This window comes from Mucilaginibacter sp. PAMB04274, from assembly GCF_039634385.2.
In the GTDB taxonomy this organism is placed as follows: Bacteria; Bacteroidota; Bacteroidia; order Sphingobacteriales; family Sphingobacteriaceae; genus Mucilaginibacter.
On the sequence record NZ_CP155081.2, the window covers coordinates 2,303,340 to 2,328,813 of the forward strand.

The following is a 25,474-nucleotide window of genomic DNA, read 5'->3' on the forward strand; positions in this document are numbered from 1 at the left end:
TCATGTTATTTTAATACCTCAACCCACTGGCCGCTTTTTAGCGCATTAACAGAAGTGTCATACATAGCTTCGCAATAGGTGGCAGGTAGATAGAACCTGCCTGTGTAAGATGCGTTCAACATTACATAATATGTTACCTGCTGGTCTTCCCTCAAGCTAAAATAAGTATTAACCCTGTCGTCCCTAATGTCTCGATAATCAGCCGGAGACGATTTAAATACTTCGTCATTGTTCATCATACGGGTATTTAAAATTTCCCAACCTGATGGAAAGATTTGTGTAAGCGCCATATTAGCGTAAGCACCTCGTTGTCCGGGGTTCTTTATTATTACCTGCGCCGCAAAATCGGTTCCTTGCTTTAGCATGGTCGGATCTATGGGTTTGCCGCTAAGGGTATAGTAATTGACTTGCATCTGCAAAATATCGGGGTTAATGCTAGATGTCACCGCCTGGCCCAGTGAAGGCGTGCCTTGTTGTATTAAACGGAGGTATAACAAGTTCTTACCCTTGTTTTTAATAACCGCCCGGCCACCGTTAGCAGCGATAGAAGATTGCCATAAGTAGTTTTGGGCGTTTACGGGATTTTTGATACTTCCGGCTTGTAAATCAAATTGCAAGCGGTTGCCTGTTTTGTTTTGCCCGCAGTATTGCGCTATGGAGAGTAGTGAATAAGCAGTGGTTTGGGTACTGTACCAACTATCGCGAGATAGTTTGGCGGCAACACTGTAAACCATGCGCGATGCTTTTGCCCGTTGCCCCAGCAGCGTCAATGTCTCCAGTATCATTGCCTCGTCTCGCAGATCGGAACCGTAGGTATAAGCCATTTGCTTGTACGGCTTAACCATTGTTGGTAATCCGGCTATAAGCCGCAGGCCTGCTTCGGGCTGGCCGGCCATCTGGTAAGCTGCTGCCAAACGCCACTTAGCCTCCGGACTAATGTATTTAAACTCTTTAAGCCGGTTCATGGCACCCAGCTCGGGCGCACGAGCCATAGCCAGCAGGTACAAACGATAAGCCTGTATTAAACCCGAGTCGAAGAAATCGTGCGGATCTGGCGACCAGTTTAACGCTTTTTGTTTTTGAAACTTTTTCCACTGTTCTAAAAATCCAACCGGTAGGTTATAGCCCTTTGCTTGGGCCGACAGCATAAAGTGTCCGGCGTAGTTAGTGCCCCACTCATCGGCTTCGCCGCCATCAGGCCAGTAGCTTAGGCCACCGCTTGGTACCTGGAATCCGTTTAACCGGCTGATACCATTTTTGATGTTGCTTTCTGCTTCCGCTTTCTGACGGGAAGTTAAACTAATCAGCTGACTTAAATATAACTGCGGAAAAACTGCCGATGTAGTCTGTTCAACACAGCCATGCGGATACTGCACCAGATAGCTTAAGCGTTTAGTTAGATTAAGGGCAGGGATGGAGGACACCTCAAGCGTGGCCTTGTTAGTGCCGTTCATGCCTATGGCGGTATAAGCAGTGTTCCACACCTCGCCCGGTTTCAATTCTTTTTCAATAATATGCGTTATAGGCGGGTTGGGGTTTCGTACATTGAGTGCCACATCGTAGGCGGCAGTTTCGCCTCCGCTTTGTGCAATAATTTTTACTTTGCCTACGCCCACAAAATCCTTTACGTTCAAGTCAAATGAAACCAACTGGTCGCCGGGCTTATTGAATGTGACAGTTTTTTGATAGCTACTGCCCGGGTTACTGAATGCATTGGACTGAACTTTAATGCTCACGGTTTTTATATTATTTTCCATGGCAAAAACGGTGATTGGTAACTGAACCTTTTCTAACGGCCCCAGTACACGTGGCAGTGTGGCCAGTATCATCAACGGCTTTTTAACAGCCACTGCCTTTTCGGTAAAACCATATGCACCGTTGTGCCCTGCAATTACCATTGCCCTAACCGAGCCTATGTATTGTGGCAGGGTAAATTTACGCGTCTGTTTTTCGCCCTTGCCTAAGTGAAAAGGCCCCAGGAACTTAACCACAGGCTTAAAGCGGTTTACCGATACGTTTTTACCATTGCCAACGCCGCTACCATCGCCGCCTATACTTAATATGCGTTCCAGGCCTCCGCCAAAAGCACCAATTACATAATCAAACAGGTCCCACGTTTTTACACCTAGTGCTTCGCGTGCATAAAACGCACTGTGAGGGTCGGGCGTCTTAAAGTTGGTTAAATCAAGCAAGCCTTCATCAACCAAGGCAATAGTATAGGTCATTTCTTTGCCGGACGACTCTGAAACGGTTATGGCCGACTGTGTTTCCGGCCTTAACTTATCTGGCATAGTGATAACCGGCTTCAATATGGTGGCAGGATCTTCTACCTGCAGGCCAATGGTGCCGTACATGCGTATGGGCAAATCGTTTAGTGTTTGGGCATGTTTTTGCAACAGGGTAACCGTTGCAAATATGTTAGGTGCCATGCCCGGTTCTAATTTAAACCTGTAGCGCGTTTGGCCCCGCTCGGTGCTTATCCAATCTGTTTTAATAACGTGGCTGCCATTTTCAATACTAATCAAAGCCCTGCCATTGGCACCAGTTGGTATAGTAAGCGTAACCTCTTCGCCAACCTTATAAGTTTGCTTATCGGCCGTGAACGATAACATAGCTGCCTCGGTTGGGTTGCCCTGTTGCAAACGTTCAGACCAGTTTGGCCAATCAACGTAAATTACCTTTCCTGTAGCATGCCCCGTTACGGGGTCTTTTATTCGTACCAGGTAACGGCCCCAGTCATTTTTATCAACTCTTAGGTTCCATTTACCACGGCCGTTGGTAAGCTGCACCGTCTGAGTGGTAACCAGTTTGTTATACTGGTCTTGCGTAAAGTTACTTAATTCGTCACCGGTTTCGTCCCACCACCAGCGCCAGTGTATTTTGTAAACCTCTACTTCTACATTGCGCACACCTGCAAACAATAAGCCTTTGCTGTTTACATCTACTATATCAATGGTATTATCCTTGTCGGTTTCCAGCATGCCTGTCATAGCACTTCCTTCGGGCGTTTTAATGCCCACGTAGCCGCTATAAACGTTGTAGGGCATGGTTACCTGCTGTATACTGAAATTACCACCAGGCTCAAACACCTTCACCAAAAAGTTGGCCCTTAGCTGACCGGGTGCTTGCTTTTCTATATTTATATCAGCATTAACAGGCGCGTTACCTTCAGCATCTAAGCGGCCATCGAAAATGGTTTGCGTTTGTGTGTTGAAAGCCAGGGTAGGGTCGTCAAATTCGTAATCTTCCAGCTTTTTAAACCTGGTTTTTTGTGCAGATACAAATGCATCAACCTTGGCTTTCAAGTTTTGAGCAATACCCCCAAACAACCAGCGCGCATTTAATGTGCCGCCCGTGCTGCTACCTTTTGTAAGTTCGGGTTGGTTACCGAATGACAGGTTTAGCTTAAGGCGGTTAGGCATAATGGTCTCTACCTTAATGCTTTTTTCGAACACAGCGCCGCCAACCTTCACTTTTGCTGTCCAATTACCGGTAGGAGAGTTGGTGGCTGTAGCGGTGTGAAAGCTGTAAAATCCATCCAAGGCCTTATTGCGTGTAAACCGGGTATAAAGCTGCCCTAACGGGTTGTATAGCTCAAACTCAACCGGATGATCTTCTGGAATCGTTTCGAGCTTATCTTCTAAGATGAAAGAAACGAAAATAGAATCACCGGGGCGCCAAACGCCGCGCTCACCATAAATAAACCCTTTTAAGCCTTTTTGTACCTGCTCACCACCTACGTTGAAGCGTGTAAGGGGTAAGGCGCCGGCGTCATCAAGCTTTAAGTAGCCGCGCTCGTCGCCATTTTTAGCAACCAGCAAGTATGGCTTGCGTTTTAGATTGAACTTTGCTAAACCGTCTCCGTCTGACGTGGTAGTTGCAATTACCTGTTTCTGGTAATCAAGTAGTTCAAGCGTTACTTTACTCATAGGCTGGGCATCCATAATATTGGTTACCGCCACAACCATACTGTTATCGCTGCCGCGCTTGGCAATCAAACCAATGTTTGAGGCAAGTATGTTTCGGGTAGCCCACCGGTCCTGGTTATAATAAGATGTACTGCAGGGGTCGTCACGCTCATCCCACTTGTAGCCAGTGGGATAAAAATTATCATACCGGCTCCAAAATTCGTCATCCTCGTCAATACCTGAGTTGTTGTTGCCATAGTCACTTTCTTCCTCATATTCCTCATTGGAGTCTTCATCAGCCTGCGTTTTAATTGTTGCCTGGGCGGTTTTGCAATTGTACAATGAATACTCTTGCCTGAAACCTATCACTACACGGTATATGGCTCCCGGCTCCGTACGCATAAGGTGGTCCACATCCAGCATAAATCGGTTCTTTTTACCCAGGTTGAGGCCCTTATCATCGTCCAGTCTGATAGTTTTTTGGAGTACGGGTTTGCCCACCTGCCTTAGCTGGTAATTACCATCAAATCCATTATTTTGAAAGTATTGCGGAATGTTATTTTCATATATTTTCACAATGCTTACGTCAACCGCTTTGAGGTTAACGGCCTCAAAAGGCATTAACAGGCGTCCTGAATCTGGTAAAATGACACCCTTGCCCGGAATGGTGACTGAGGGCAGGCGATTTTCGAAAAACACATTAGCTGTAAAACCTCTGGTGATTTTTTTATGCGTAATGTCTTCAATTCCATCATTGGCAAAAGCGGTGTAATTGCCCTCCAGACGGTTTGGTGCATATACTTTAATGGTACTGCCATCAATAGTGTAAGCTGCATCTGCAACATTGCTAATACCGGTTAAGCCGTTCAATTCCTGGCCTACCATAATTGGGTTGGATAATTGGATCAGCACAAACTGTTCCTGATCTTGCAGGGCTTTTATAGCAAGCACTTTAAAGTCACCAATTTTGGGTATTTCAAATTCGGTGCTTTGTTTATCGTCAATATCCAGCGGCTGGCCGTCATATTTAATAACTAATTGTGTTGCGTTGCTAGCCGAGCGCTTAATATTATTGATGGTAAATTGATGAATGCGGGTAGCCTCGTTATGCTGCCAGGTGATAGGTGTAGCTGATGGGTAATTAACGGAGATCATCTTTTCCACCTTAGCCGCATCTTCCGTATCTGCAGTTTGTATGTTACCTGTGAACTTCATTTTATCTAATGAAGTGTTTGTTGCAGTTTGTAAGCCGTCAAAATCTACTTTAAAATCGGGCTTAATGGTTTCAAAATTGAATTCGAAATCGTCCAGTTCATCAGGTACATCTGTTATTTTACTGAGGGCGAAGGAGACATCATAGCTTTTGTTTGGAATTAACGCTTGTTTTGGCTTAAACTCAATAGTTTGGGCATCAACCCAGTAAGCGTTTCCGTCTACCGATGGCGAAAAATCAAAAATTCCATCCTTAATCTCCTCGTTTTTGGCATGGCTGGTTTGTACTTGGTTGGACAGTTTAATGCGGATGACGCTTTGCCGGGATATGACGCCGGTTGTGTAAGATTCAATATATTTTGAAAACTCAGGATTAATTTTCTTTTTATGCTTTTGCCTGATAACTAAAATACCGGCAATTACCACGGCGAGTACCAGGCCAGCGGCCAGTAATCGCTTAACGAGTGGTGAAAGGTTTAAGCTAAGTTTCATGTAGGTAAGGATGAGAATACGGCTGAAATGTATAAAGTATTTATATGGAAAACAATAGTTGTAAGCTATTGGAACAAATTAATTGTGCACCATAATCTGCAATTGGTTACGATTTTTTTGCCCCGTGCCTGAACTTAAATCCCTTGCATATAATGTATCGAGCTACGCAGAAGGAGAAGATAATAAAAGAGTACTCTCTGTTATTAAAGGTCGCGCAAGCATTATAAACCTGCACGAGTTATATTTCTTGCCTCTTTAACCGTATAGGGTAGCGCAAACAGAGCCAACTCATGGGTGCCGGTAAAAAAGTAAAAAAAAGTTCATTGTTAATTAAGCGTATCACCTATTAGTTAAACCCCTCGTTTTGTGCTTAAAATACAGCATAATGCAAGTTATGGCTTGTGATTGAAGTGTATCAAATTATTTATAAGTGTTTGTTTTACAGTATATTATGAGTTATTTTCTCTTGTGGGTTGTGAAAAAAGCTATTATGTTTACATCGCCAATTATGATGATTTAAGCATCAGCTTTCTACCAGATTCAGAAAACAGTAAAGAAATGACAGGACTTGACAGTCGTCTTGTCTTACTGCTATATGTTCTAAAACAGCTTGCTTGAGAATAATAAAACCAATTGCTAACCATTTAAAATGATCGACATGAAAACGCTCACGTGCAACACCGGCTAACGCTTGTATGCTTCCAAAAACCTCCAACCTCAATTAAACCAACCTTCGGAATGCTACAGAAAACATTCACGATAAAAAAATTAAGAGATATGAATAAAAGATGTACTAAAACATTTTTATTGAAAAAACTAAAATTGGTACAGGCAAAAAGCCTCAGCCTGGTAGGGTTCATACTGCTGGTGCAATTGCTCGCCATTACCAATTACACTTTTGCACAAACTGCAATTAAAATAACCGGGACAGTAACAGACAGCAAAGGCGATGCTTTACCCGGTGTTACCGTAAAAGTTAAAGGCTCAAACGGTGGCGGCAACACTGATGGAAATGGTAAGTTCAGTTTAACTGCTCCAAGTGCCAATGCTACTTTGGTTTTTACCTATGTAGGTTTTAATACATTAGAACAAGCGCTTAACGGCCGAACTTCCGTAAGCGTAAAACTCCAGGAATCAAGCACAGCACTACAAGAAGTTGTAATATCGACAGGTTATGGCGGCGTACAAAGAAAGCGCGACATAACCAGTGCAATATCTACCGTAACGGACAAGCAAATACAAGAACGTCAGCCGTTAAACCTTTTTGATGCCCTGCAAGGGCAGGCAGCCGGCGTTTTGGTAATTAATGATAACGGCGAGCCAGGCGCAGAAGGTTCAATCACCGTTCGCGGACCGTCTACTTTTTCGTCGGAAGGGCAGGGTACTAACCCATTATATGTTATTGATGGTGTAATTACACAAAATGCATCGTTGTTAAATCCTAATGATATACAAAGCGTTGAGGTGCTTAAAGATGCGGCTTCAGCTGCTATTTACGGTTCACGGGCAGCTAATGGTGTAATACTGATCACCACCAAACGTGGTGTTGAAGGTAAAACCCGAATTGACCTTCAGTACACTTATACTATTGGTAAACTGGCTCACTTTATTCAAACCGCCAATGCAGCCGATGTGCGTTACTATCGTAGATTGCAAGGTGGCTTAACGCCTGGTTACGGAAGTACCTTAGTGGATTCATTGAACCCTGGCCAAAACTCTGATAATGACTTACAGCGTTTAGTATTAGGTAATACCAGTCGCCGCCACGACGTGAAGTTTTCTATAGGTGGTGGTCAGAAAAATCTTACCTATGCCGCCAGCTTCAACTATCTGGACGATGCCGGAACGCTTACCAACACCTATAGTGAGCGAATTCAATCTCGTGTTAACGTGGATTATCAGTTCCTTAAGTTTGTAAAGTATTCGGGTAATATTTCTTTTTACAGGCAAACGGGTAATTACTCAAATTTTGGTAACCAGATCAGACCGGCGTTTGACAGGCCTTCAAACTACCTGCTTTATTATCCAAACGGCGAGTTAACCAGCTATATCAATGGTAAGCGTAATCCTATCGCCAATGCGCTTTATGAGGAAAACACAAGGGAAGAATATCGTACGCAGTTTGTTAATTCTTTAAACTTTGATCTTACAAAAGACTTAAAGTTGACAACAACGCTTAACACGCAGTTGGACAACTCTGAGGGTATAAGCTTTTCGCCCCGTTCCGTAAACTCTCAGGATCAACAAACCAATTCATTGCGAAACAATATTTTTCAAAGATTTTATTACGAGGCACAGGCATACTTAAACTATAATAAAACTATTGCAAAAGATCACAGCATCTCAGCAACACTGGGTGTATCTCGTGACCGTGTGAGAACAGATACTACTAACCTGATAGCGGCTAATATCGTGTTCGAAAATATCCGGACCGTTCCTGGCGCTAACCTTAACGGCCTTCGTTCACAACGTGTGCGTTTCGTACCTGTTTCAACCGGTTCTTACTTTGGCCGCGTAAACTATAGCTACAAGGGTAAATATATTTTACAGGGTGTGTATCGTAATGATGCATCATCAAGATTTGGCCCTGCAAACCGTTCTGGTGGTTTTCCGGCAGCATCAGCAGGATGGCGTTTTACTGATGAGAAATTCTTGGGCTTTACTAAAAAGTTTTTAGATGATGGAAAGATTCGCTTTAGCTATGGCAAGGCAGGAAATGACCCTATAGGGGCTTTTGATGCGGTGCCATTAGTGGACATAGGCAGTGATATTTATAACAAAGTTGCGGGTATTGCACCTACTTATAACCTGGCTAACCCAAGTTTAAGATGGGAAACTACCACAACCAAAGATTTAGGTTTAGATTTAAATTTTCTGAAAGGGCGTCTTACTGCTACTATCGATGCTTACATCAGAACTACTAATGATTTGCTTTACAACCGCCAGGTGCCTAAAGAAACCGGTTTTACGGTACAGCGTGTAAACGTAGGCACCATTCAAAATAAAGGTTTGGAATTTGTATTGAGTGGTAATGCCATCAGAACAAAGAACTTTAACTGGACCATTAACGCTAACGCCTCGCTTGAACGCGGTAAAATTGTAAGTTTAAATAATGGTGAAAGTTTTGTTGCTACCGGTTCTGGCGGTGTAAGCGGTGGTAACGCACGTTATCTTGTAGCCGACGGATTACGTATTGGCAGCTTTTATGGCTGGAAAAACCTTGGTATTTACCAGTATGATGCGTCAAATGCTTACACACCAGATGGGCAACGGTTAACGCCAATAGGCATAACAGCAGTAACCACTACACGCGGCGGGCCTACAGCAACCAGCCCAAATGGTAATGCCGGCGCAACAGTAGCCAGCAGTTATCAGCTTAACGGTCAACCTTATTCCGGACAAGTTGTACGTAAAAAAACCAGCGGCGGCGCTGTGCTGCTTGGTGGTGATACAGAGTGGGAAGACGTGAATAATGATGGTATAATAGATGATAACGACCGCCAGGTAATTGGAAATGCACAGCCAGACATATATCTGGGCTTTGTGAATAACTTTACCTACAAGCAATTCTCCCTATCTTTTATTATCAATGCTACTTTGGGCGGGCAGGTTTACAACCAGTTTAAACAAAACTTAACAAATTTTGCCAATGCCGGCGGCCCTTCGTTACCAGAAGCTATTTATGGTGCCTGGACGAAACAAGGTGATATTGCAACCTATCCATATTACCCCGATAAAGATACGCGTGGCAGCCAGCGTATAGGCGGCAACAGCTACTTTTTAGAAAACGGAAGCTTTGTGCGTTTATCAAATGCTCGTTTAACTTACCGTTTCGATTCAAAGTTGGCTAATAAGTTCTTCACCAAAAATCTTTCCCTGTATATGTATGGTATCAACCTGCTTACCTGGACAAACTATAGCGGTTTCGACCCTGAATTTACGCCATCAAGTGGTTTAACGCCAGGAGACGATACAGGAAGATACCCCAAGAGAAGAGAATTTGGATTTGGCCTTAATGTGGCATTTTAAAAAGTAACAGATTATGAAAAAGATATTTTCAATAGCAATAATAAGTGTACTGGTAACTTTCGTAAGTTGTAACAAGCTTGTGGATGAACAGCCAGTGTCTGAAGGTAAACAGGAAGACTTTTTTCGCAGTAAACTGGATGCCGACGCAGCCGTTGCCGCTATGTACGGCGAGTTTCAGTCGGCCATGATTAAACAATCTGCCAATGGGCAAAACCAGAACAACATTACCTGGTGGGGCGAGGCACGGTCTGATAATTGGGAAGGCCGGAGACCTAACTACGCAACATCCAGCACCAATGAGATCGACTTTAATGGTCTAACTTCAGGAAACGCTTATGCCGACTGGACCATTCTGTACAGCGTTATAGCCCGTGCAAACCTACTTATCAAAAGGCTTCCGGAAATAAAAAACTACGTTGCACCGGGTACAAACGGCGCGTTAAGTCCTGCATTGGAGTCAAGCTACACAGCACAGGCATATGCCATGCGTGCTTTGGCCTACTTTTGGATTGCACGGGTTTGGGGTGATGCAGTAATTCGTACCGAGCCGTACGTTGATCCAACTCAACCTGCTACCCAGGCCCGCGACCCTCAGGCAAAAGTTTTGGCACAGGTTAAATCCGACATCCAAAAGGCATATGATCTTACCGCTAAAAATGGTAATCCAGATGTGTTTTATTTGGGAGAAGGAGCCATAGCATCAATTGGAGCGGATGTTTACATGTGGGATAAAGATTATAACAATGCTATAATTTGGTTTAAGCGTCTGTTTGCTGCCAAAGGGCCAACTGGTAAGGTGTACAATACTGCAGGTGTAGCTGCCACGGGTGCGGGTGGTGCCGCTGCTGATTTAGAGCCCGGTATATCATGGAATAAACAATTTGCTACACCAGCCGGCAGCGTTGAAAGTATTTTTAACATCCATTGGGATTATACAGATAATGGTTGTGCTTGTATGGGCGGTGTGTCACGTACATCAAATGAGCCAATTATCCGTATGGCCGATCCATTGTGGACCAATTGGCCAAAAGCAGCAACTGCAAAATATGGCAATACTACGGCTACAATAGACTTGAGAGTTAAACAAACGTATAATATTTCATCTGCAACCAGTCAACCCATTCGTGACCGCAGTTTCTGGAAATTTTATCCCGGTACTTATATAGCGCCCACTGCTACAGCCGGTTATAACTTTACCTCAACTAACTATGGTAGTTCTACAGCTAATTTACCTGCAAATGTCGAAACTAATGTTTACATCCCGCTATACCGCTTAGGTGGCATGTATCTTCTGTACGCCGAAGCACTGAATAAAGTTGGTGACAGGAGCAACGCGGTTAAGTACCTCAATCTGATCAAAGCACGTGCGGGCGTACCAACCGTATTAACCACGCAGTTTGCTGATGAGAGAGCGTTGGAAAGCGAAATTTTACAAGAAAGACAGTATGAACTTATTGGCGAAGGTGTAAGATGGTTTGACCTGGTACGTACCGATCGTGTGATTGAAGTGATGGATCCAATTCTAATAGCCCGTCAGATATCCATAGGTAATGCACAAGTAGGATGGGGTACAGACAAGCGCCGTTACTACTGGCCACTGAGCAACACAGTGCTTTATTCTAACAATTTATTAGTTCAAAACCCGCCTTATAACGGTTTATAATATTAAACGTCATGAAAAAAAGAAATATACTTTTAGCCGGCTTGTTTTGCGCATCCATAGTAAGCTCTTGTAAAATTGGCGGTTTGGAATTGCAAAAGAATTATGAGTACCAGCCGGGCAGTACAGTAGATCCTAAAATTAACAAAACTGCGTTGCAATATTTGCGCGAACGTGGCAAAGCACCCCTAATTGCAAACGACACGGTTTTTAAGTACATGCAATTGGGTTTAGAGTATGCAGGCATAGATCCTACCGAGTACGAGAAAGCTGGCCGTACGTTTATCTTCCTGGGCAATAACGCTGTTAGGGTTTTACCCACTACAACCACTGCCGGTGTGGTAAAAACAACTAGCAACATTCCTACAGCTGGCTTCTGGTTTGATTTTCCGATAATGGAAAAGAACCCCGACGGGACGCAGAAATATGCAGCTGATGGTGTAACACCGGTAACGCACCCGGCAACATCATGGAACGAATATTCGCCCCAAACTTTAAAAAATTATTTTCTGTACCTGATTGGTGTCGGCGATTTGGGCTTTAATAATTTAAACAGCGTAAACCAATCGCTGCCTACACTATTGCCAGCGGGTGCAACAGCCGGTAAAGAATCAAGATTGGGTTACTTGGTTGTAAATGCAGCGCCTAATTTAAGTTTGAGCGGCACCAGAACCCTTACTTTTGATTTTACGGGCACTAACGGCAAAGGATTTGATTTAGAGGGTAAATTCAATCTCAAACAAAATAACGCTGATTTTTCGCCTATGGTAATGAATGATGGAACCACCGTTGTTACCGGCGGCATCATTGCAACTAACGGGCAAATACATGTTACTAATACGCTAACTGTTCCCAGCAGGTATTAATGTAGTTGTCATTCCAGTCGATTTAAAATGAAAATTCCCTGAATGGTTAAAGGTCAATAGTGCCTTTAACCATTCGTTATACACTCCCTTTTACCTACATGCAAAATAAAATTTTACTTACCTTATGCTCTTTAAGCTTAAGTTTAGGTTTGATGGCCCAACAACCGCTGTTAAACTCGAAAACAGGCATCGATCAAAAGGTAGAGGAATTGTTGGCTAAGATGACGCTTGATGAAAAGATAGGTCAGCTAAATCAATACACCGGCGACCGCCTGGCCACAGGTCCGGTAACGGCAAACACTACCAAATACCAAGATATAAAAGATGGTAAAGTAGGCTCTATGCTGAATGTAAGAGGAGCAAAGGATACCCGTATGGTGCAGGAAATAGCCATGCAGTCACGTCTTAAGATTCCATTATTATTTGGACTGGATATCATACATGGTTATCGCGTTACTTTCCCCGTGCCACTGGCCGAAGCTGCCAGTTGGGATTTGAAAGCCATTGAAACCTCGGCACGCGTGGCGGCTACTGAAGCAGCCGCCTCTGGCCAGCACTGGACTTTTGCACCTATGGTTGATATATCTCGTGATCCACGCTGGGGGCGCGTTATGGAAGGAGCTGGAGAGGATACATACCTGGGTTCATTAATAGCCAAAGCAAGGGTTAAAGGCTTTCAGGGAAACGGACTGGGTAATTTAGATGCTATAATGGCTTGTGTAAAGCACTTTGCAGCGTATGGCGCTGCCATTGGCGGCCGCGATTATAATACGGTTGATATGAGTGAGCGCATGTTGTGGGAAACCTACCTGCCGCCATTTAAAGCTGCGCTTGACGCAGGTGCTGCCACATTCATGAATTCTTTTAATGATTTAAACGGCATACCGGCCACGGGCAACGCTTATCTGCAACGAGATATTTTAAAAGGCAAATGGAATTTCCAGGGGTTTGTGGTAAGTGATTGGGGATCCATACGCGAAATGGTGCAGCATGGCTTTGCTAAAGACAACGTAGAGGCATCTGAACTGGCCATTAAAGCTGGCAGCGATATGGACATGGAAGGTCACGCTTATATTGCAAGCCTGGCAAAGCTGGTGCAAGATAAAAAAGTAGATAATGCTTTAATTGATGATGCCGTTAAACGTATCCTTCGTAAAAAATTTGAATTGGGTTTGTTTGATGATCCTTATCGGTTTAGTAATGAGCAGCGCGAAACCCAAACACTAAACTCCGCCGCTAACAGGGCAATGGCTCGCGATGTTGCACGTAAGAGCATTGTACTCCTAAAAAATGATAAACAACTTCTTCCGTTATCAAAAAAAATAAAGACGATAGCTGTGATTGGGCCATTGGCCAAATCCAACAAAGACATGATGGGTTTCTGGTCTGTTAAATGGGATGACGACCACTTAGTTTCCTTGTATGAGGGCTTACAGAATAAGGTAGGCAAAAATACCAAGTTGTTATACGCAGAAGGTTGCGATCTGAAAGATACTGCCAAATGTAACTTTGCAGAAGCAGCAGCTATTGCCCGCAAAGCAGATGTTGTAATTATGGCCGTAGGCGAAGCATTTGATATGAGTGGCGAAGCCAAGAGCAAAGCCAATATACACTTACCGGGCGCGCAGGAAGAATTGATTAAAGCCGTACAACGTACCGGCAAACCCGTAGTGGTACTAACCATGTCGGGCCGTCCGCTTATATTTAATTGGACAGCCGATCGTGCCAATTCCATTTTGCATACCTGGTGGCTGGGTAGTGAAGCTGGCAATGCCATGGCCGATGTACTATTCGGAGATTACAATCCAGCCGGAAAGCTGCCTATGTCATTTCCACGGTCAGAAGGCCAGATACCCGTTTATTACAATTACAAAAGCACCGGTAGGCCATCACCAACTGATGTGGCGGCAACCTATCGCTCAGGGTATTTGGATATGCAGAATAGTCCTCGCTTTGCATTTGGTTATGGCTTAAGTTACACCACATTTAACTTAAGCGATTTAAAACTCGACAAAAACAAGTTTAGTAGCGCCGATTCAGTTACTGTGACTTGCAAATTATCTAATACCGGTAAGTATGATGGAGAAGAGGTAGTGCAACTATATCTGCAAGACATGTTTGCCAGTGTTACACGGCCGGTTAAGGAACTGAAGGGTTTCGAAAAAGTGTTTTTGAAAGCTGGCGAAAGCAAAACGCTTAAGTTTGTAATCAATAGAGAAAAACTGTCTTTTTACGATCAGAAGATGAATTGGACAACTGAGCCTGGCGACTTCAAACTCATGCTTGGTAATTCATCAGACCACATCATGCTTGAAGATAAGTTTGAATTAGTGAATTAGAAAATGACTATTAATTTACCTTTAAATTGAAAAAGATAATAATAACCTGCAGTTTGCTTACCCTTACGTTGGGGGTTAAAGCACAATACGTAAGTTTAACCGCTGCCGAAGTTAAAACGCTTAAAACAGCCGTTGAAAAGGATGCCCGCGTGCAAAAGGAATTTGCAGAGTGGAAACAAGTGGCCGAAAAGGCACTTAATGAAGCACCAAACCCCATTGAAAAGGTAACATCTCAAGGACTACTACAGGGTAATCCGGCCAAAACGGCCAGTTTGAAAGCTGTTGCTGATGCGCCCAAGATATATGCCCTTGCTTTGATATATCGTCTTTATGGTAACAAAGATTATTTGAACAAGGCGCAGGAATACCTGACAGCCTGGGCCAAAATAAACAAAGCCACCGGCGACCCAATTGACGAAACCAAGCTAGAGGAAATGTTTACCGGTTATGACCTGATACGCAACGAAGTAAGCCAACCAGATAAACAAGCAATTGACACTTGGCTGGAGAGCATTGCCCACGCCGAAATACATAGCGTATCGGCTACGCCAACTAAATCAACTTCAAAAAATAACTGGAATTCACACCGCATCAAAATTATAACGCAGATAGCCTATGCCATACATGCCGATAAGTATCGGGATACAATTACGGCTGAACTGGAAAAGCAGCTGGCTCAAAATTTATATCCTGACGGCTCAAGCTTTGACTTTGCCGAACGGGATGCTCTGCATTACCATATTTATACGCTCGAACCGCTTCTTAAAGCCCTCATAGTGATCAGTAGAGCGAATGGTAAAAATTACTACAGCTTTGAGTCGCCGACCAAATCATCAGTGCAAAAGTCGGTTCAGTTCCTGGTGCCGTTTGTAACAGGGGAGAAGACGCATGGTGAGTTTGCTAACAGTAAAGTTAAATTTGACCGAGAACGTGCGGCCAATGGTGAAAAAGGGTATGTAGCAGGAGCGCCGTTTAAACAGCGTAACGGCATTGTGGTACTCTCATTAGCTGCATATTATGATCCATCATTAGTCAAAACAATACAACAGGTTGCAGGGAACGAATACTATGATTGGCAACTGGTGCTTAACCAGGTAAGACAGGCTAAAAAGTAATTAAGGCATATGAGAAATTTTGTCGCTGTATTAATGATAGCCTCATGCCTCGCGCTGAGCTGGCGCACAGCTGGCGACGGTACCGTAAAGGATCAGGTGGCAGCCACTTTGCGTCAATCTATTCTGGATGAAGCGGCATGGGCGCTAACGCAGCAACCGGTCACCGTTACGGCAGAAAGCAGTCCGCGCAGTGCAGGGGGCAGACACGACTTTTATTCGGAGGGCGATTACTGGTGGCCTAACCCTGAAAATCCAACCGGACCATACATTCAAAAAGACGGCTTAACCAACCCACAAAACTTTGTGGCTCACCGTTTAGCCATGATCCGCTTTAGTCGTATTGTTGGCGCATTAGCCTCAGCATATCAGCTCACACACGATAAGAAGTATGCGCAGCATGCTTTGTTGCATTTAAAAGCATGGTTTGTTAATGCTCAAACATTAATGAACCCTAACCTGCAGTACGCACAGGCTATCAAAGGCGTAGCCACGGGCAGGGGCATAGGCATTATTGATACCATACAACTAATGGAAGTGGTGCAGGGTGTTGAGGCGATACAGGATTCGAAAGTAATAAGCAAAGGGGATCTTAAAACAATAAAAACTTGGTTTGAGCAGTACCTGGTTTGGCTAACCACGCACCAGTACGGCAAAGACGAAATGAATGCCAAAAATAACCATGGCACCTGCTGGGTAATGCAAACAGCATGCTTTGCCAAATTTACTAAAAACGAGGCCTTGCTCGATTTTTGCCGCAATCGTTATAAAAATGTATTGTTGCCAGGCCAAATGGCTGCCGATGGTAGCTTTCCGCTGGAATTGAAACGGACAAAACCTTATGGTTATTCTATTTTTAACCTGGATGCCATGACCACCATTTGCCAATTGTTAAGTACACCAAAAGATAACCTGTTTACTTATCAAACAGTTGATGGTCGTTCTATCAAAAAAGGCATCGAGTTTTTATATCCATATTTGAAAGACAAGAACAAGTGGCCTTATCAAAAGGATGTGATGCACTGGGACAGCTGGCCAGCAGCGCAGCCAGCACTAGTTTTTGGCGCGAATGCCTATAAGAACGCTGAATGGCTAAACACCTGGAAGAGACTGGAACATGATCCTGCAAACGAAGAGATAATAAGAAACCTGCCGGTGAGGCATCCGCTCATCTGGCTCAATAAATAACTATGAATAAACTGATTCCTGTTGCGTTGTGCCTTTTAACCACCGCAGGCTACGCACAAAATAATGCTAAAAAAGCAATTCCATTTGCCGAAAAGCAAACCGATGTAATGCTAAAAGCCATACCGGCGGCTATAGCAGCGTCAACCAAGCCTAATGCGGTTTCACCAAGAACGTTGAGCACCACTGGCGAGCTGGTAATGATTCCTTCTAAAGATTGGGTAAGCGGCTTTTTCCCTGGAGAGCTTTGGTATTTGTATGAGTACACCCATAACAATAAATGGCTTACTGCCGCTAAAGCATATACCACCAACATAGAGCCTGAGCAATTTGATAAAGGTACACATGATGTAGGCTTTAAAATTTATTGCAGTGTGGGCAATGGCTACCGTTTAACTAAAGATGCGCACTATAAGGAGGTTATCATTCAGGCAGCCAAAACCTTGTCGACCCGCTTTAATCCTATCGTAGGTTGCATAAAATCTTGGGATAATCGCAAGAATTGGCCGTTCCCGGTTATTATAGACAATATGATGAATCTGGAACTATTATTTGAGGCAACCAAATTATCCGGTGATTCTACATTTCGTAAAATTGCGGTAAGCCATGCCAATACTACTATGAAGAACCATTTCAGGCCCGATTATAGCTCCTATCATGTGATTGATTATGATCCGCAAACGGGTGCTGTTTTGCACAAGCAAACACACCAGGGATACGCCGATTCATCTGCCTGGGCAAGGGGCCAGGGATGGGGGTTGTATGGATATACGCTATGTTATCGCGAAACCAGGAACAAGGCTTACCTGCAACAGGCCGAAGCAATTGCTAAATTTATTTTTAGCCATCCCAATTTACCGAAGGACAAAGTGCCTTACTGGGATTTTAACGCGCCCGACATTCCAAATGCCCCACGCGACGCATCGGCAGCTGCTTTGATGGCCTCAGCACTGTATGAGCTAAGTACTTACAGCTCTAATGGCAAACAGTACAAAAAAACAGCCGACGACATCATGAATAGCCTTAGCAAACACTACCAGGCAAAACCAGGTGAAAGTAAGGGCTTTATTCTGCTACACAGCACCGGCCATAAGCCAGCTAACAGCGAAATTGATGTGCCCATAAGTTATGCAGATTATTATTACCTGGAAGCTTTGTTACGCCAAAACCGCTTGGCCAACGGGCAATCTGTTATAGCGCAATAAGTGTTAAAAGCCAAAAGCCGGTTTTCATAATTGAAAACCGGCTTTTATAGATATCAGTTTTGGTTTCTATCGCTCCATAAACCGTCTGATTCCGAGTTCAAGTCCACGTAATTCGGCAAGGCCTCTTAGGCGGCCAATGGCCGAGTAACCCGGGTTGGTCTTCTTATGTAAATCATCCAGCATCTTGTGCCCATGATCTGGTCTGAAGGGCATGCGCAGGTGCTTCTCACCGGCTGCGCGGCGTTTCTCCTGTTCTGTTACCAGCGCTTTCATTACTGCAAACATGTCTACGTCACCATCCAAATGGTCGGCCTCGTGGAAATTGCCCAGTTCGTCGCGTTTTGTGGCGCGCAAGTGAATAAAATGAATGCGGTTGCCCAAACGCTCAACCATTCCGGCCAAATCGTTATCTGCACGTACGCCAAATGAACCGGTGCAGAAAGTTAAACCGTTGTGATAACTGTCAACTGCGGCATAAAGCTCCTGTATATCAGCCTCGGTACTTACCACCCTTGGTAAGCCCAAAATAGGGTAGGGAGGATCATCGGGGTGAATGCACATTAGTACACCAGCTTGCTCCGCTGCTGGAATTACCTGTTGCAAGAAATGATATAGGTTGGCTTTAAGTGCCTGATCGTCTATATGATTGTATGACGATAGCACATCCAGAAACTGCTCCACCGTATAACCTTCTTCAGCGCCAGGCAAGCCAGCTATAATGTTCTTAACCAGCTTGGTTTTATCCTCGTCAGACAAGCCGTCCAAGTAGGCTTTCGCCGACGTTTGTTGCTCAGGTGTATACATATTTTCTGCGCCTGGGCGTTTCAATAAGTATAGTTCAAACGCGGCAAAGGCAGTTACATCAAACCGTAAAGCCGTTGAGCCATCTGGTTGAGGATAATCCAGATCGGTACGCGTCCAGTCAAGTACCGGCATAAAGTTGTAGCAAACAATATCAATACCGCACTGACCTAAGTTAAGCAGGGATTGCTTGTAGTTTTCAATATACTGCTCATAGTTGCCGGTTCTTTTCTTAATGTCTTCGTGTACCGGTACGCTTTCAACCACAGACCAGGTTAAACCGGCCTCTTCTATGATAGCTTTGCGTTTCTGAATCTCGTCTATTGGCCATACCTGCCCGTTTGGAATGTGGTGCAGTGCTGATACCACGCCCGTTGCACCAGCCTGTCGTACATCTGCCAATGAAACCGGATCGTTAGGGCCGTACCAGCGCCATGTTTGTTCTAAACTCATTGTTGTTTATAGGATATTAGTGTTATTTGCCGGCTAAATTTAAGAATACTGTTGGCAATCCGGGTGATTTTGCGCTTAAAATACTTTTGCCCTTTTTGGTGTCTACCTTTATTGTGGCCCTGCCATTGTATGCTTGCACTTTACGCGAGCCGCCTGATGTGCCCATATTGTCTAACATCACGCCATCACCAGCCATGGCAAAGTCTATCCAATTTGCTGCGTCGAGACATTGCACATTATTGCTGTCCAGCACTTTTACCTGCGCGTTTACAACACCGTTATCATCAGCAATTTGTTCCACAACTAATTTAGCGGGCTTGCCCCATTGCTGGGTTTGGTAAATTGGGGTTATTTGATCAGTTACCGTAACCTTGCCCTTTTTAGCTACCACTTTAATGGCATTGTTTCCGCTCACCAGATTAACTTGCCAACGCAATCCTGCAGCTGGAAAGTCCTGGCTGTTGCGTTTTTTAACACCATAGCTTTTGCCGTTTACAAACAACTCGGCTTCATCACAATTAGAATACACCTTTACCGTTTTCTGCTCGGTTGTGGTGCCCCATCTAACCGGCCAGCTATGGCCATATATATGAACCATGGGCTTCTCTGTCCAGTATGATTGAAATACATAATAAGACTCTTTCGGTGTACCATCGCGCTCGACAACGCCTTTTTGATTCATGTAGGGTACAGGATTATCCGGACGAACGGGTGTTGAAAAATCTTTGAACACCCAAAATGCTGAGCCGCTTAGCCAAGGCATGGTTTCCTGTTCTTTGAGGTGCCAGTCGAATAAATTGACAATATAGCTTTCGCTCCAATCGCCATCACGTGATACACGTGGATCGCCACCTTTCAGCGATGCATCCCCAAGTCGCTCGTCGGCACCAACTCCCGATTTTACATTTAAAAAACCTTCCGGATTTTCTGAATGCCTGCCTGCATGACTATCGCCGCCCCATTCGGCATGGAAAAAGCGATTTACTTTATTAAATTCGTCCTCACTTACTTGTTTATATTCAGCGTATTTGCCGCGGTACCAGCCAGCCCATATTGACGGCGAATATACATCCGGTATATCCTTGCAAAAATCGCAACGGCGTATTGAGGTTAAGCGGGTAGAGTCAAGCCGGTGCGAAAGATCGTTCTGTTCTTTCATAAACGTCCTGATCTTTTGTTTATCAAATTCTGGGAAATCGCCTTCCCAGTCGTTCTCATTGCCTAACCCCCAGAGTATGATGGATGGATGATTGTAATGCTGTTCTATCATGTTGGTCATCATCTGCCGGGCCTGGTTCTGATAGGCTGTACCACCTAAACCTCCTCTACACCAAGGTTCCTCTTCCCAAACTAATATGCCCAGGCTGTCGCAAAGGTTTAAAATAATGCGCGATTGCTGGTAGTGGCCCAACCTAATGAAGTTGACACCCATATCCTTCATTTGTTGCATCTCCCGCTTCATCATGTCCTCCGTCATCGCTGCAGCCACGCCTGCATGATCCTCATGCCTGTGGGTGCCTCGCAGTAATAAGCGTTTTCCATTCAAGTAAAACGGACCATGCTCTTTAAACTCGAAATTGCGAAAGCCTATCTTTTCAGTCTTAGTATATGTCTGGCCGTTTGCTGTGGCAGTTACCTGCAAGGTGTACAAGTACGGATCAGCGGTAGTCCATAAATGAGGCCTGCTTATTTTTAGCTTGCTTAGTGGCTGTTTGTCACTGCCTACTGAATTAATGGAATAATTATCACTCGCAATAGTTTTTCCGGCTGCATCGGTAAGTTTTACCCCTCCGTTTACATTGCCATTTTGCTTAGGCGAATAAAAGTTTCCTTTTACATTTATCCACCCCGTCTTAAAGGTACTGGCTAATGTTGGTGTTGCAAAAATCTTATCAATTGCCACGGCCGGCTGGTAAACCAGATTTAGATACCTGTACAAACCACCATAAACGTTAAAGTCTGATAACTGTGACGGTATGGTCTCCAAATCGCGTGAATTGTCACAACGGATAGACAGCGGTATTTTGCCCTTAAACTGTTTTTGATAAGCCTCTGTCTTTTTAAAGGCTTCAACGGCTTCTGTAATATCTGCAGTCCACTCGTCATAACCGCCTAAATGAGAAGCTACTTTTGTTGTGTACACATATACATCGGTTTTTTGCCCGGCACCCTCAAAGTGAAGCAGTGTGCGTCCGTCGGCATAAGGGTTCTTAATATCAAGCATTGTACGATACCAACCCGGCCCCTGGTAATAATTTACATCCGGATCAACGGCATCGCTGGCATTAAAGCAGTGCGGAAGAGTTACTGTTTTCCATAGCGGAACACTTTCAGGATTGCCTTGGGTTACCGGCCTAACCGATTCCCATATGCCGCCTAAATCCTGTCTTAAAAATTCCCAGTTGTTGTTTAGACGTCTGGATTGCTGGCCATATCCAACCTGTAGTATCATTAAGCAGATGATAGTGGTGAGAAGCTTTTTTATCATAAATGAACTGTATGGAGCAGGCTGACGGTTTAATTGCATAGATTTTACTGATCACCAAGCAGCTGCCGTGTAATAACTGGTTGTTTTAAACCGTAAATGTATTGCATCGCAGGCAAAAATTCAAGCTGTTTAATCACTTAAATTATTGATATATAGTGAATTACATAAGACTTAATACGCTTTGCTCTCATGTACCCTATAAAGGTCAATGCGCTGTTAATGAGTGTATAAGCTTTTACGAGTAATTGAAAAGTTTTAACGCAAAAATACGCTTCAGACACATGGTGTAATTGATGTCTAAATCAGTACATTGCAAAAAAGCTACAATACTAACGTACTCCATCCTTGCGGTGCATCTTTTTTACGCGAGCGCTTTTGCTCCTGCATAGCTTTTTTAATGCGGATAGCGTAGGCCCAGCAAGTGCTTTGCCTTATACCTAGTTTATCCGACAATTGATGTGATGAGATTGTGCCTTTACTACTGTAGATTAAGTAAACCAGGTAAAAAGCTTTGTTTATAGGAATACGGTTGTTTTGGAAGATAGTATTATGTAAGGCCGATTCCTCATAGCTGCATTTGGTACAACGACGGCTGTAGGGTACCCGGCCTGCGCAATAGGAGGTATGACTGCAGCGGGTGCATTGATAGCCGTTTTTCCATTTTAATTCAGATAGAAACTTATAACAGGTTTCCTGATCGGGGTACTTAGCGCTGAACTCCTCAAAATTTAGTTCGGCAGATAGTACTCGTGCATCTGTAACCTTATCTATATTGGTTTTGAGCTGAATGTTGTCTTTCTCGAGCAGTACATTCATTCGCGTTATTTCAGACGCCTGCTGTTCCAGTAAGTGATTGATACTGATCAACTGCTCGTTTTGCTCTTCGATAACTTTGGATTGCTCCAGTATCTCTTTAGATTTTTCAACCACTTCTCGCGTGCGTACTTTAACCTGACGCTCTAGTTCCTGGTTTATGGAATCCTTCAGCTCACTATTAATGTGCATTTGCTTAATGGTTTCGTCTTGCGCTGCGTCTTTCTCTTTGCGAAGGATGCGTACCTGATCGCCAATTGCAAAGGATAGTAAGACCATCTCAATTACGAAGCAAAAACTAAGGCTGTAATAGCCTACTACCGATGGCATAAGCCATGAATAACCTAACGCCGATACCGCTTTAATTACAAAGCCTGTGAATAGAAAGGCATAAGCTAACACAAAGAACCGAGCGGGCTTAAAGCCGTTACGATAAATGCGTATACCAGTAATAAACGCTATAGAAAGTGGTATAAACTCAACAAACTTATAAATGAATAAACTTTTATCGACAAACAAACACACCAGAAAGAAGGCTGTACGCAAAACCAGTGCATAATTAATGAGCTTGTAAAGACGCCTGGCCCTGTGTTTAACCTGTAACAGCTCTTTAGTGAAAATGAGCGCGAACATACTGAGCAGGTACAAAGCGGTTCCATAAGCAAAATCGTTTACGGCAGGCGTATTTGGCCAGAGGTACTGGAATGCTATACCATCCACACACATTTCATACAGCCCCACGCTTAAAACATAAAATACGTAGTACAAGTACTGACGGCGTTTAACCGCCATAAACATGAGCAGGTTATGAAAACAAAAGATGAGCACCATTCCATAAAATAGCCCGAAGGTTAGGTACTCGTTTAGTGCATAGTGTATGAAGTAATCGAGTGTGCGGTACACAATAATTACATTGACCAGATTCCGGGATTTGAGTTTAAAGTAGTAGGTATACTCGCCCGCTGATGGGTTTTTAATCAGGAACTCGAAGTTTTTGTGCTGATACAAGCGGCTGTCAAAGTCTATTTTAGCACCAGCTTTACTCATAGAATAAAGGCCTTGTGCGTCGGGGATGTAAGCCGTAACTTCATCTGTAGTTTGGTCAAAGAACTCGAACAAGGAGGCTTTGTCTGCTGCCGACCGATCAAAACGTACCTTTACCCGGTACCAATAAGTTGATGAGCGGTTTTTGTTGTTTGGATAGTATAGACTATTAGCTTTAAAACGACTAGCCAAATCAGATTTTAGAACATCTGCAAAGGTTAGCTTATCAGATGCATCTTCCAGGTAATCAACCTCATTTAGTGTGAACTTGTGCTGCCTTATGGTACTGTCTACATTCAGCACTTTTTGGGCAAAAAGCGAAGTGGTAAGTAGTGCCAATAGCATGGTTAGCGCGATGTTTTTTAGCGCTAAGTAAGGGCCGTTACCTATATTTAATGGTAGAAGTTTGATCATATAAATTTCCAGATAGCCGGTTCTTTCCATAGCAAATTGACCTATAACGCAGGTGCATTTTCAGAAAAATAAAACTAACAGCGGCTTAGTTATAATTGTATTCAAATATATATAAAACGCCCAACACCTTGCTCTGAGTGGGGGCTATGCTTTTTCCAAAAAAATGCGCCTTAAACACGCTTTAAGCACATTTTTATTTATATACAATAGTCTGTTTAGTGTCGGTAAAATCATTGTTTTTGAACTGGTTGTCAGCCGGAGGTATATCCTGTATTACGCGTGATGGGTACTTATTGGTGTCAAACTTGCCCGTCCAATCTTGGTTCTTATTGTCGCCTACCAAGATGCCCACATCGGCCTTGCTGATGTGATTGTTACTGATTACACAATTAGTAGCAGCCACATAAAATCCAGTTTCCGTTTTTCCTTTTGACATGCCATACATCAGCCTTATTCCGGTTCGTACGCCGGAGATAATGTTATTTGTAATAACATGCCCGCTACCATTTATGCGTATGCCGCCCGTACCACCTTTTATCTGATTACTGTCAATTAAGCAATCATGCCCGCCACGCATAACCAGCTCGCCCTGGCAGTCTTCGAAATAATTGTTTGTATAGTTGTTGCCACTGCTTTTGTTGCTTATTACTTCGCCTTCGCCATTACAGCGTATGAATTGGTTGTTACGTACGGTTGTCTTAGCCATTGCCGTTCCCTTTAAAACCGGATCCTGACCAATTTGCACACATTCACCGCCGTTAAAAACTTTCCAGCTTACCTTATCCTTATCGCTGAATAAGTTGTCGCTTATAAGGGTATATGTTGGGAATTTGGGACTATTGATTTGTACCTGCAGATCCTGTTCATCCTGGTTGCTGATGAAGCTGCAATGATCAACCTGATTGTGCTCTCCTTCGCCAGATATAATGACCAGCGGCATAAATTGGACCTTAGCGCTGTTCTTTTGGAAAGTGCAGTTGGTGATTCGTGAATGCTTGGTGTTGTTTAAGTCAATAAGCAGTCCGTTTTTGCCATTAGCTTTATTTAAAATACAGTTATTGAAGTTCAGACCCTGCAATTGCGTGTAATTTCCGGTGATTTTAAATATGGTTTGTGTAACCTCTCCGCTAAATATAACCTTTCCGGCATCCTGAGCTTTGATAACAATTGGCCGTAAAGCACTACCATTGGCTGTAAATTTTACGGTCCAGGGCGCATAGCTCCCATTAGCTATGATAATGTTGTCGCCCGCAATAGCGTGTTTATCAGCTTCGGTAAACTCTTTTTCACTTTTAACAAAATAATCAGCAGCGAAGCCCGCATAGCCGGTTAACAGCATGGCTATGCCGGTAACTAATTTCTTCATAAATATTGATTGATTGTTATAATTGGATAGGTAAATATAACAGCAAAATGGTTTATACAGCAAGAAAATTTGCATAAATAACATGCT

12 protein-coding genes are annotated in these 25,474 nt (G+C 43.7%); 7 read left to right on the top strand and 5 right to left on the bottom strand.

Translation table 11 applies throughout. The features are described from left to right. Positions 1 to 5: 5 nt before the first annotated feature. Positions 6 to 5,612, bottom strand: coding sequence for an MG2 domain-containing protein (locus ABDD95_RS09740; RefSeq protein WP_345951697.1), 5,607 nt, complete (start codon positions 5,610 to 5,612; stop codon positions 6 to 8). Positions 5,613 to 6,389: 777 nt separating this feature from the next. Here ABDD95_RS09740 and ABDD95_RS09745 point away from each other — a divergent pair. The 7 genes from ABDD95_RS09745 to ABDD95_RS09775 all read left to right on the top strand — a co-directional run bounded on the left by ABDD95_RS09745 (position 6,390) and on the right by ABDD95_RS09775 (position 18,008). Then, positions 6,390 to 9,641: a TonB-dependent receptor gene (locus ABDD95_RS09745; RefSeq protein WP_352432934.1), complete on the top strand. Its 3,252-nt coding sequence runs from the start codon at positions 6,390 to 6,392 to the stop codon at positions 9,639 to 9,641. A gap of 13 nt (positions 9,642 to 9,654) precedes the next feature. Then, a complete protein-coding gene (locus ABDD95_RS09750) occupies positions 9,655 to 11,304 on the top strand; it encodes a RagB/SusD family nutrient uptake outer membrane protein (protein ID WP_345951699.1) in 1,650 nt (549 codons plus the stop codon). An 11-nt stretch (positions 11,305 to 11,315) separates the two neighbouring features. After that, positions 11,316 to 12,167: a hypothetical protein gene (locus ABDD95_RS09755; RefSeq protein WP_345951700.1), complete on the top strand. Its 852-nt coding sequence runs from the start codon at positions 11,316 to 11,318 to the stop codon at positions 12,165 to 12,167. A gap of 98 nt (positions 12,168 to 12,265) precedes the next feature. Then, a complete protein-coding gene (locus ABDD95_RS09760) occupies positions 12,266 to 14,506 on the top strand; it encodes a glycoside hydrolase family 3 N-terminal domain-containing protein (protein ID WP_345951701.1) in 2,241 nt (746 codons plus the stop codon). A 26-nt stretch (positions 14,507 to 14,532) separates the two neighbouring features. After that, entirely contained in the window at positions 14,533 to 15,621 is a 1,089-nt protein-coding gene (locus tag ABDD95_RS09765; RefSeq protein WP_345951702.1) for an alginate lyase family protein, read from the top strand. 9 nt (positions 15,622 to 15,630) lie between these two features. Next, on the top strand, positions 15,631 to 16,806 hold the full coding sequence (locus tag ABDD95_RS09770; RefSeq protein ID WP_345951703.1) for an alginate lyase family protein: 1,176 nt from the start codon (positions 15,631 to 15,633) through the stop codon (positions 16,804 to 16,806). Between the two features lie 2 nt (positions 16,807 to 16,808). Further along, positions 16,809 to 18,008, top strand: a complete 1,200-nt coding sequence (locus ABDD95_RS09775) for a glycoside hydrolase family 88 protein (protein ID WP_345951704.1) — start codon at positions 16,809 to 16,811, stop codon at positions 18,006 to 18,008. A 66-nt stretch (positions 18,009 to 18,074) separates the two neighbouring features. On the opposite strand, the gene uxuA is transcribed toward ABDD95_RS09775, so the two are convergent. From uxuA to ABDD95_RS09795, 4 genes are all read right to left on the bottom strand, one after another. Continuing rightward, a complete protein-coding gene (uxuA, locus tag ABDD95_RS09780) occupies positions 18,075 to 19,262 on the bottom strand; it encodes a mannonate dehydratase (RefSeq protein ID WP_345951705.1) in 1,188 nt (395 codons plus the stop codon). A 22-nt stretch (positions 19,263 to 19,284) separates the two neighbouring features. Then, complete coding sequence (locus ABDD95_RS09785) at positions 19,285 to 21,750, bottom strand: glycoside hydrolase family 2 TIM barrel-domain containing protein (RefSeq protein ID WP_345951706.1); 2,466 nt, start codon at positions 21,748 to 21,750, stop codon at positions 19,285 to 19,287. 321 nt (positions 21,751 to 22,071) lie between these two features. Further along, complete coding sequence (locus tag ABDD95_RS09790; protein WP_345951707.1) at positions 22,072 to 24,021, bottom strand: 7TM diverse intracellular signaling domain-containing protein; 1,950 nt, start codon at positions 24,019 to 24,021, stop codon at positions 22,072 to 22,074. Between the two features lie 193 nt (positions 24,022 to 24,214). Further along, the gene (locus ABDD95_RS09795; protein ID WP_345951708.1) at positions 24,215 to 25,387 is read right to left on the bottom strand and encodes a chondroitinase-B domain-containing protein; all 1,173 of its coding nucleotides are present in this window, start codon (positions 25,385 to 25,387) and stop codon (positions 24,215 to 24,217) included. Between the last annotated feature and the right edge of the window lie 87 nt (positions 25,388 to 25,474).

What these genes read in the sequence shown, in the direction of transcription:
- ABDD95_RS09740 (WP_345951697.1), bottom strand. Translation starts at nt 5,612, where the DNA reads ATGAAACTTAGCTTAAACCTTTCACCACTCGTTAAGCGATTACTGGCC.
- ABDD95_RS09745 (WP_352432934.1), top strand. Translation starts at nt 6,390, where the DNA reads ATGAATAAAAGATGTACTAAAACATTTTTATTGAAAAAACTAAAATTG.
- ABDD95_RS09750 (WP_345951699.1), top strand. Translation starts at nt 9,655, where the DNA reads ATGAAAAAGATATTTTCAATAGCAATAATAAGTGTACTGGTAACTTTC.
- ABDD95_RS09755 (WP_345951700.1), top strand. Translation starts at nt 11,316, where the DNA reads ATGAAAAAAAGAAATATACTTTTAGCCGGCTTGTTTTGCGCATCCATA.
- ABDD95_RS09760 (WP_345951701.1), top strand. Translation starts at nt 12,266, where the DNA reads ATGCAAAATAAAATTTTACTTACCTTATGCTCTTTAAGCTTAAGTTTA.
- ABDD95_RS09770 (WP_345951703.1), top strand. Translation starts at nt 15,631, where the DNA reads ATGAGAAATTTTGTCGCTGTATTAATGATAGCCTCATGCCTCGCGCTG.
- ABDD95_RS09775 (WP_345951704.1), top strand. Translation starts at nt 16,809, where the DNA reads ATGAATAAACTGATTCCTGTTGCGTTGTGCCTTTTAACCACCGCAGGC.
- uxuA (WP_345951705.1), bottom strand. Translation starts at nt 19,262, where the DNA reads ATGAGTTTAGAACAAACATGGCGCTGGTACGGCCCTAACGATCCGGTT.
- ABDD95_RS09785 (WP_345951706.1), bottom strand. Translation starts at nt 21,750, where the DNA reads ATGATAAAAAAGCTTCTCACCACTATCATCTGCTTAATGATACTACAG.
- ABDD95_RS09790 (WP_345951707.1), bottom strand. Translation starts at nt 24,021, where the DNA reads ATGATCAAACTTCTACCATTAAATATAGGTAACGGCCCTTACTTAGCG.
- ABDD95_RS09795 (WP_345951708.1), bottom strand. Translation starts at nt 25,387, where the DNA reads ATGAAGAAATTAGTTACCGGCATAGCCATGCTGTTAACCGGCTATGCG.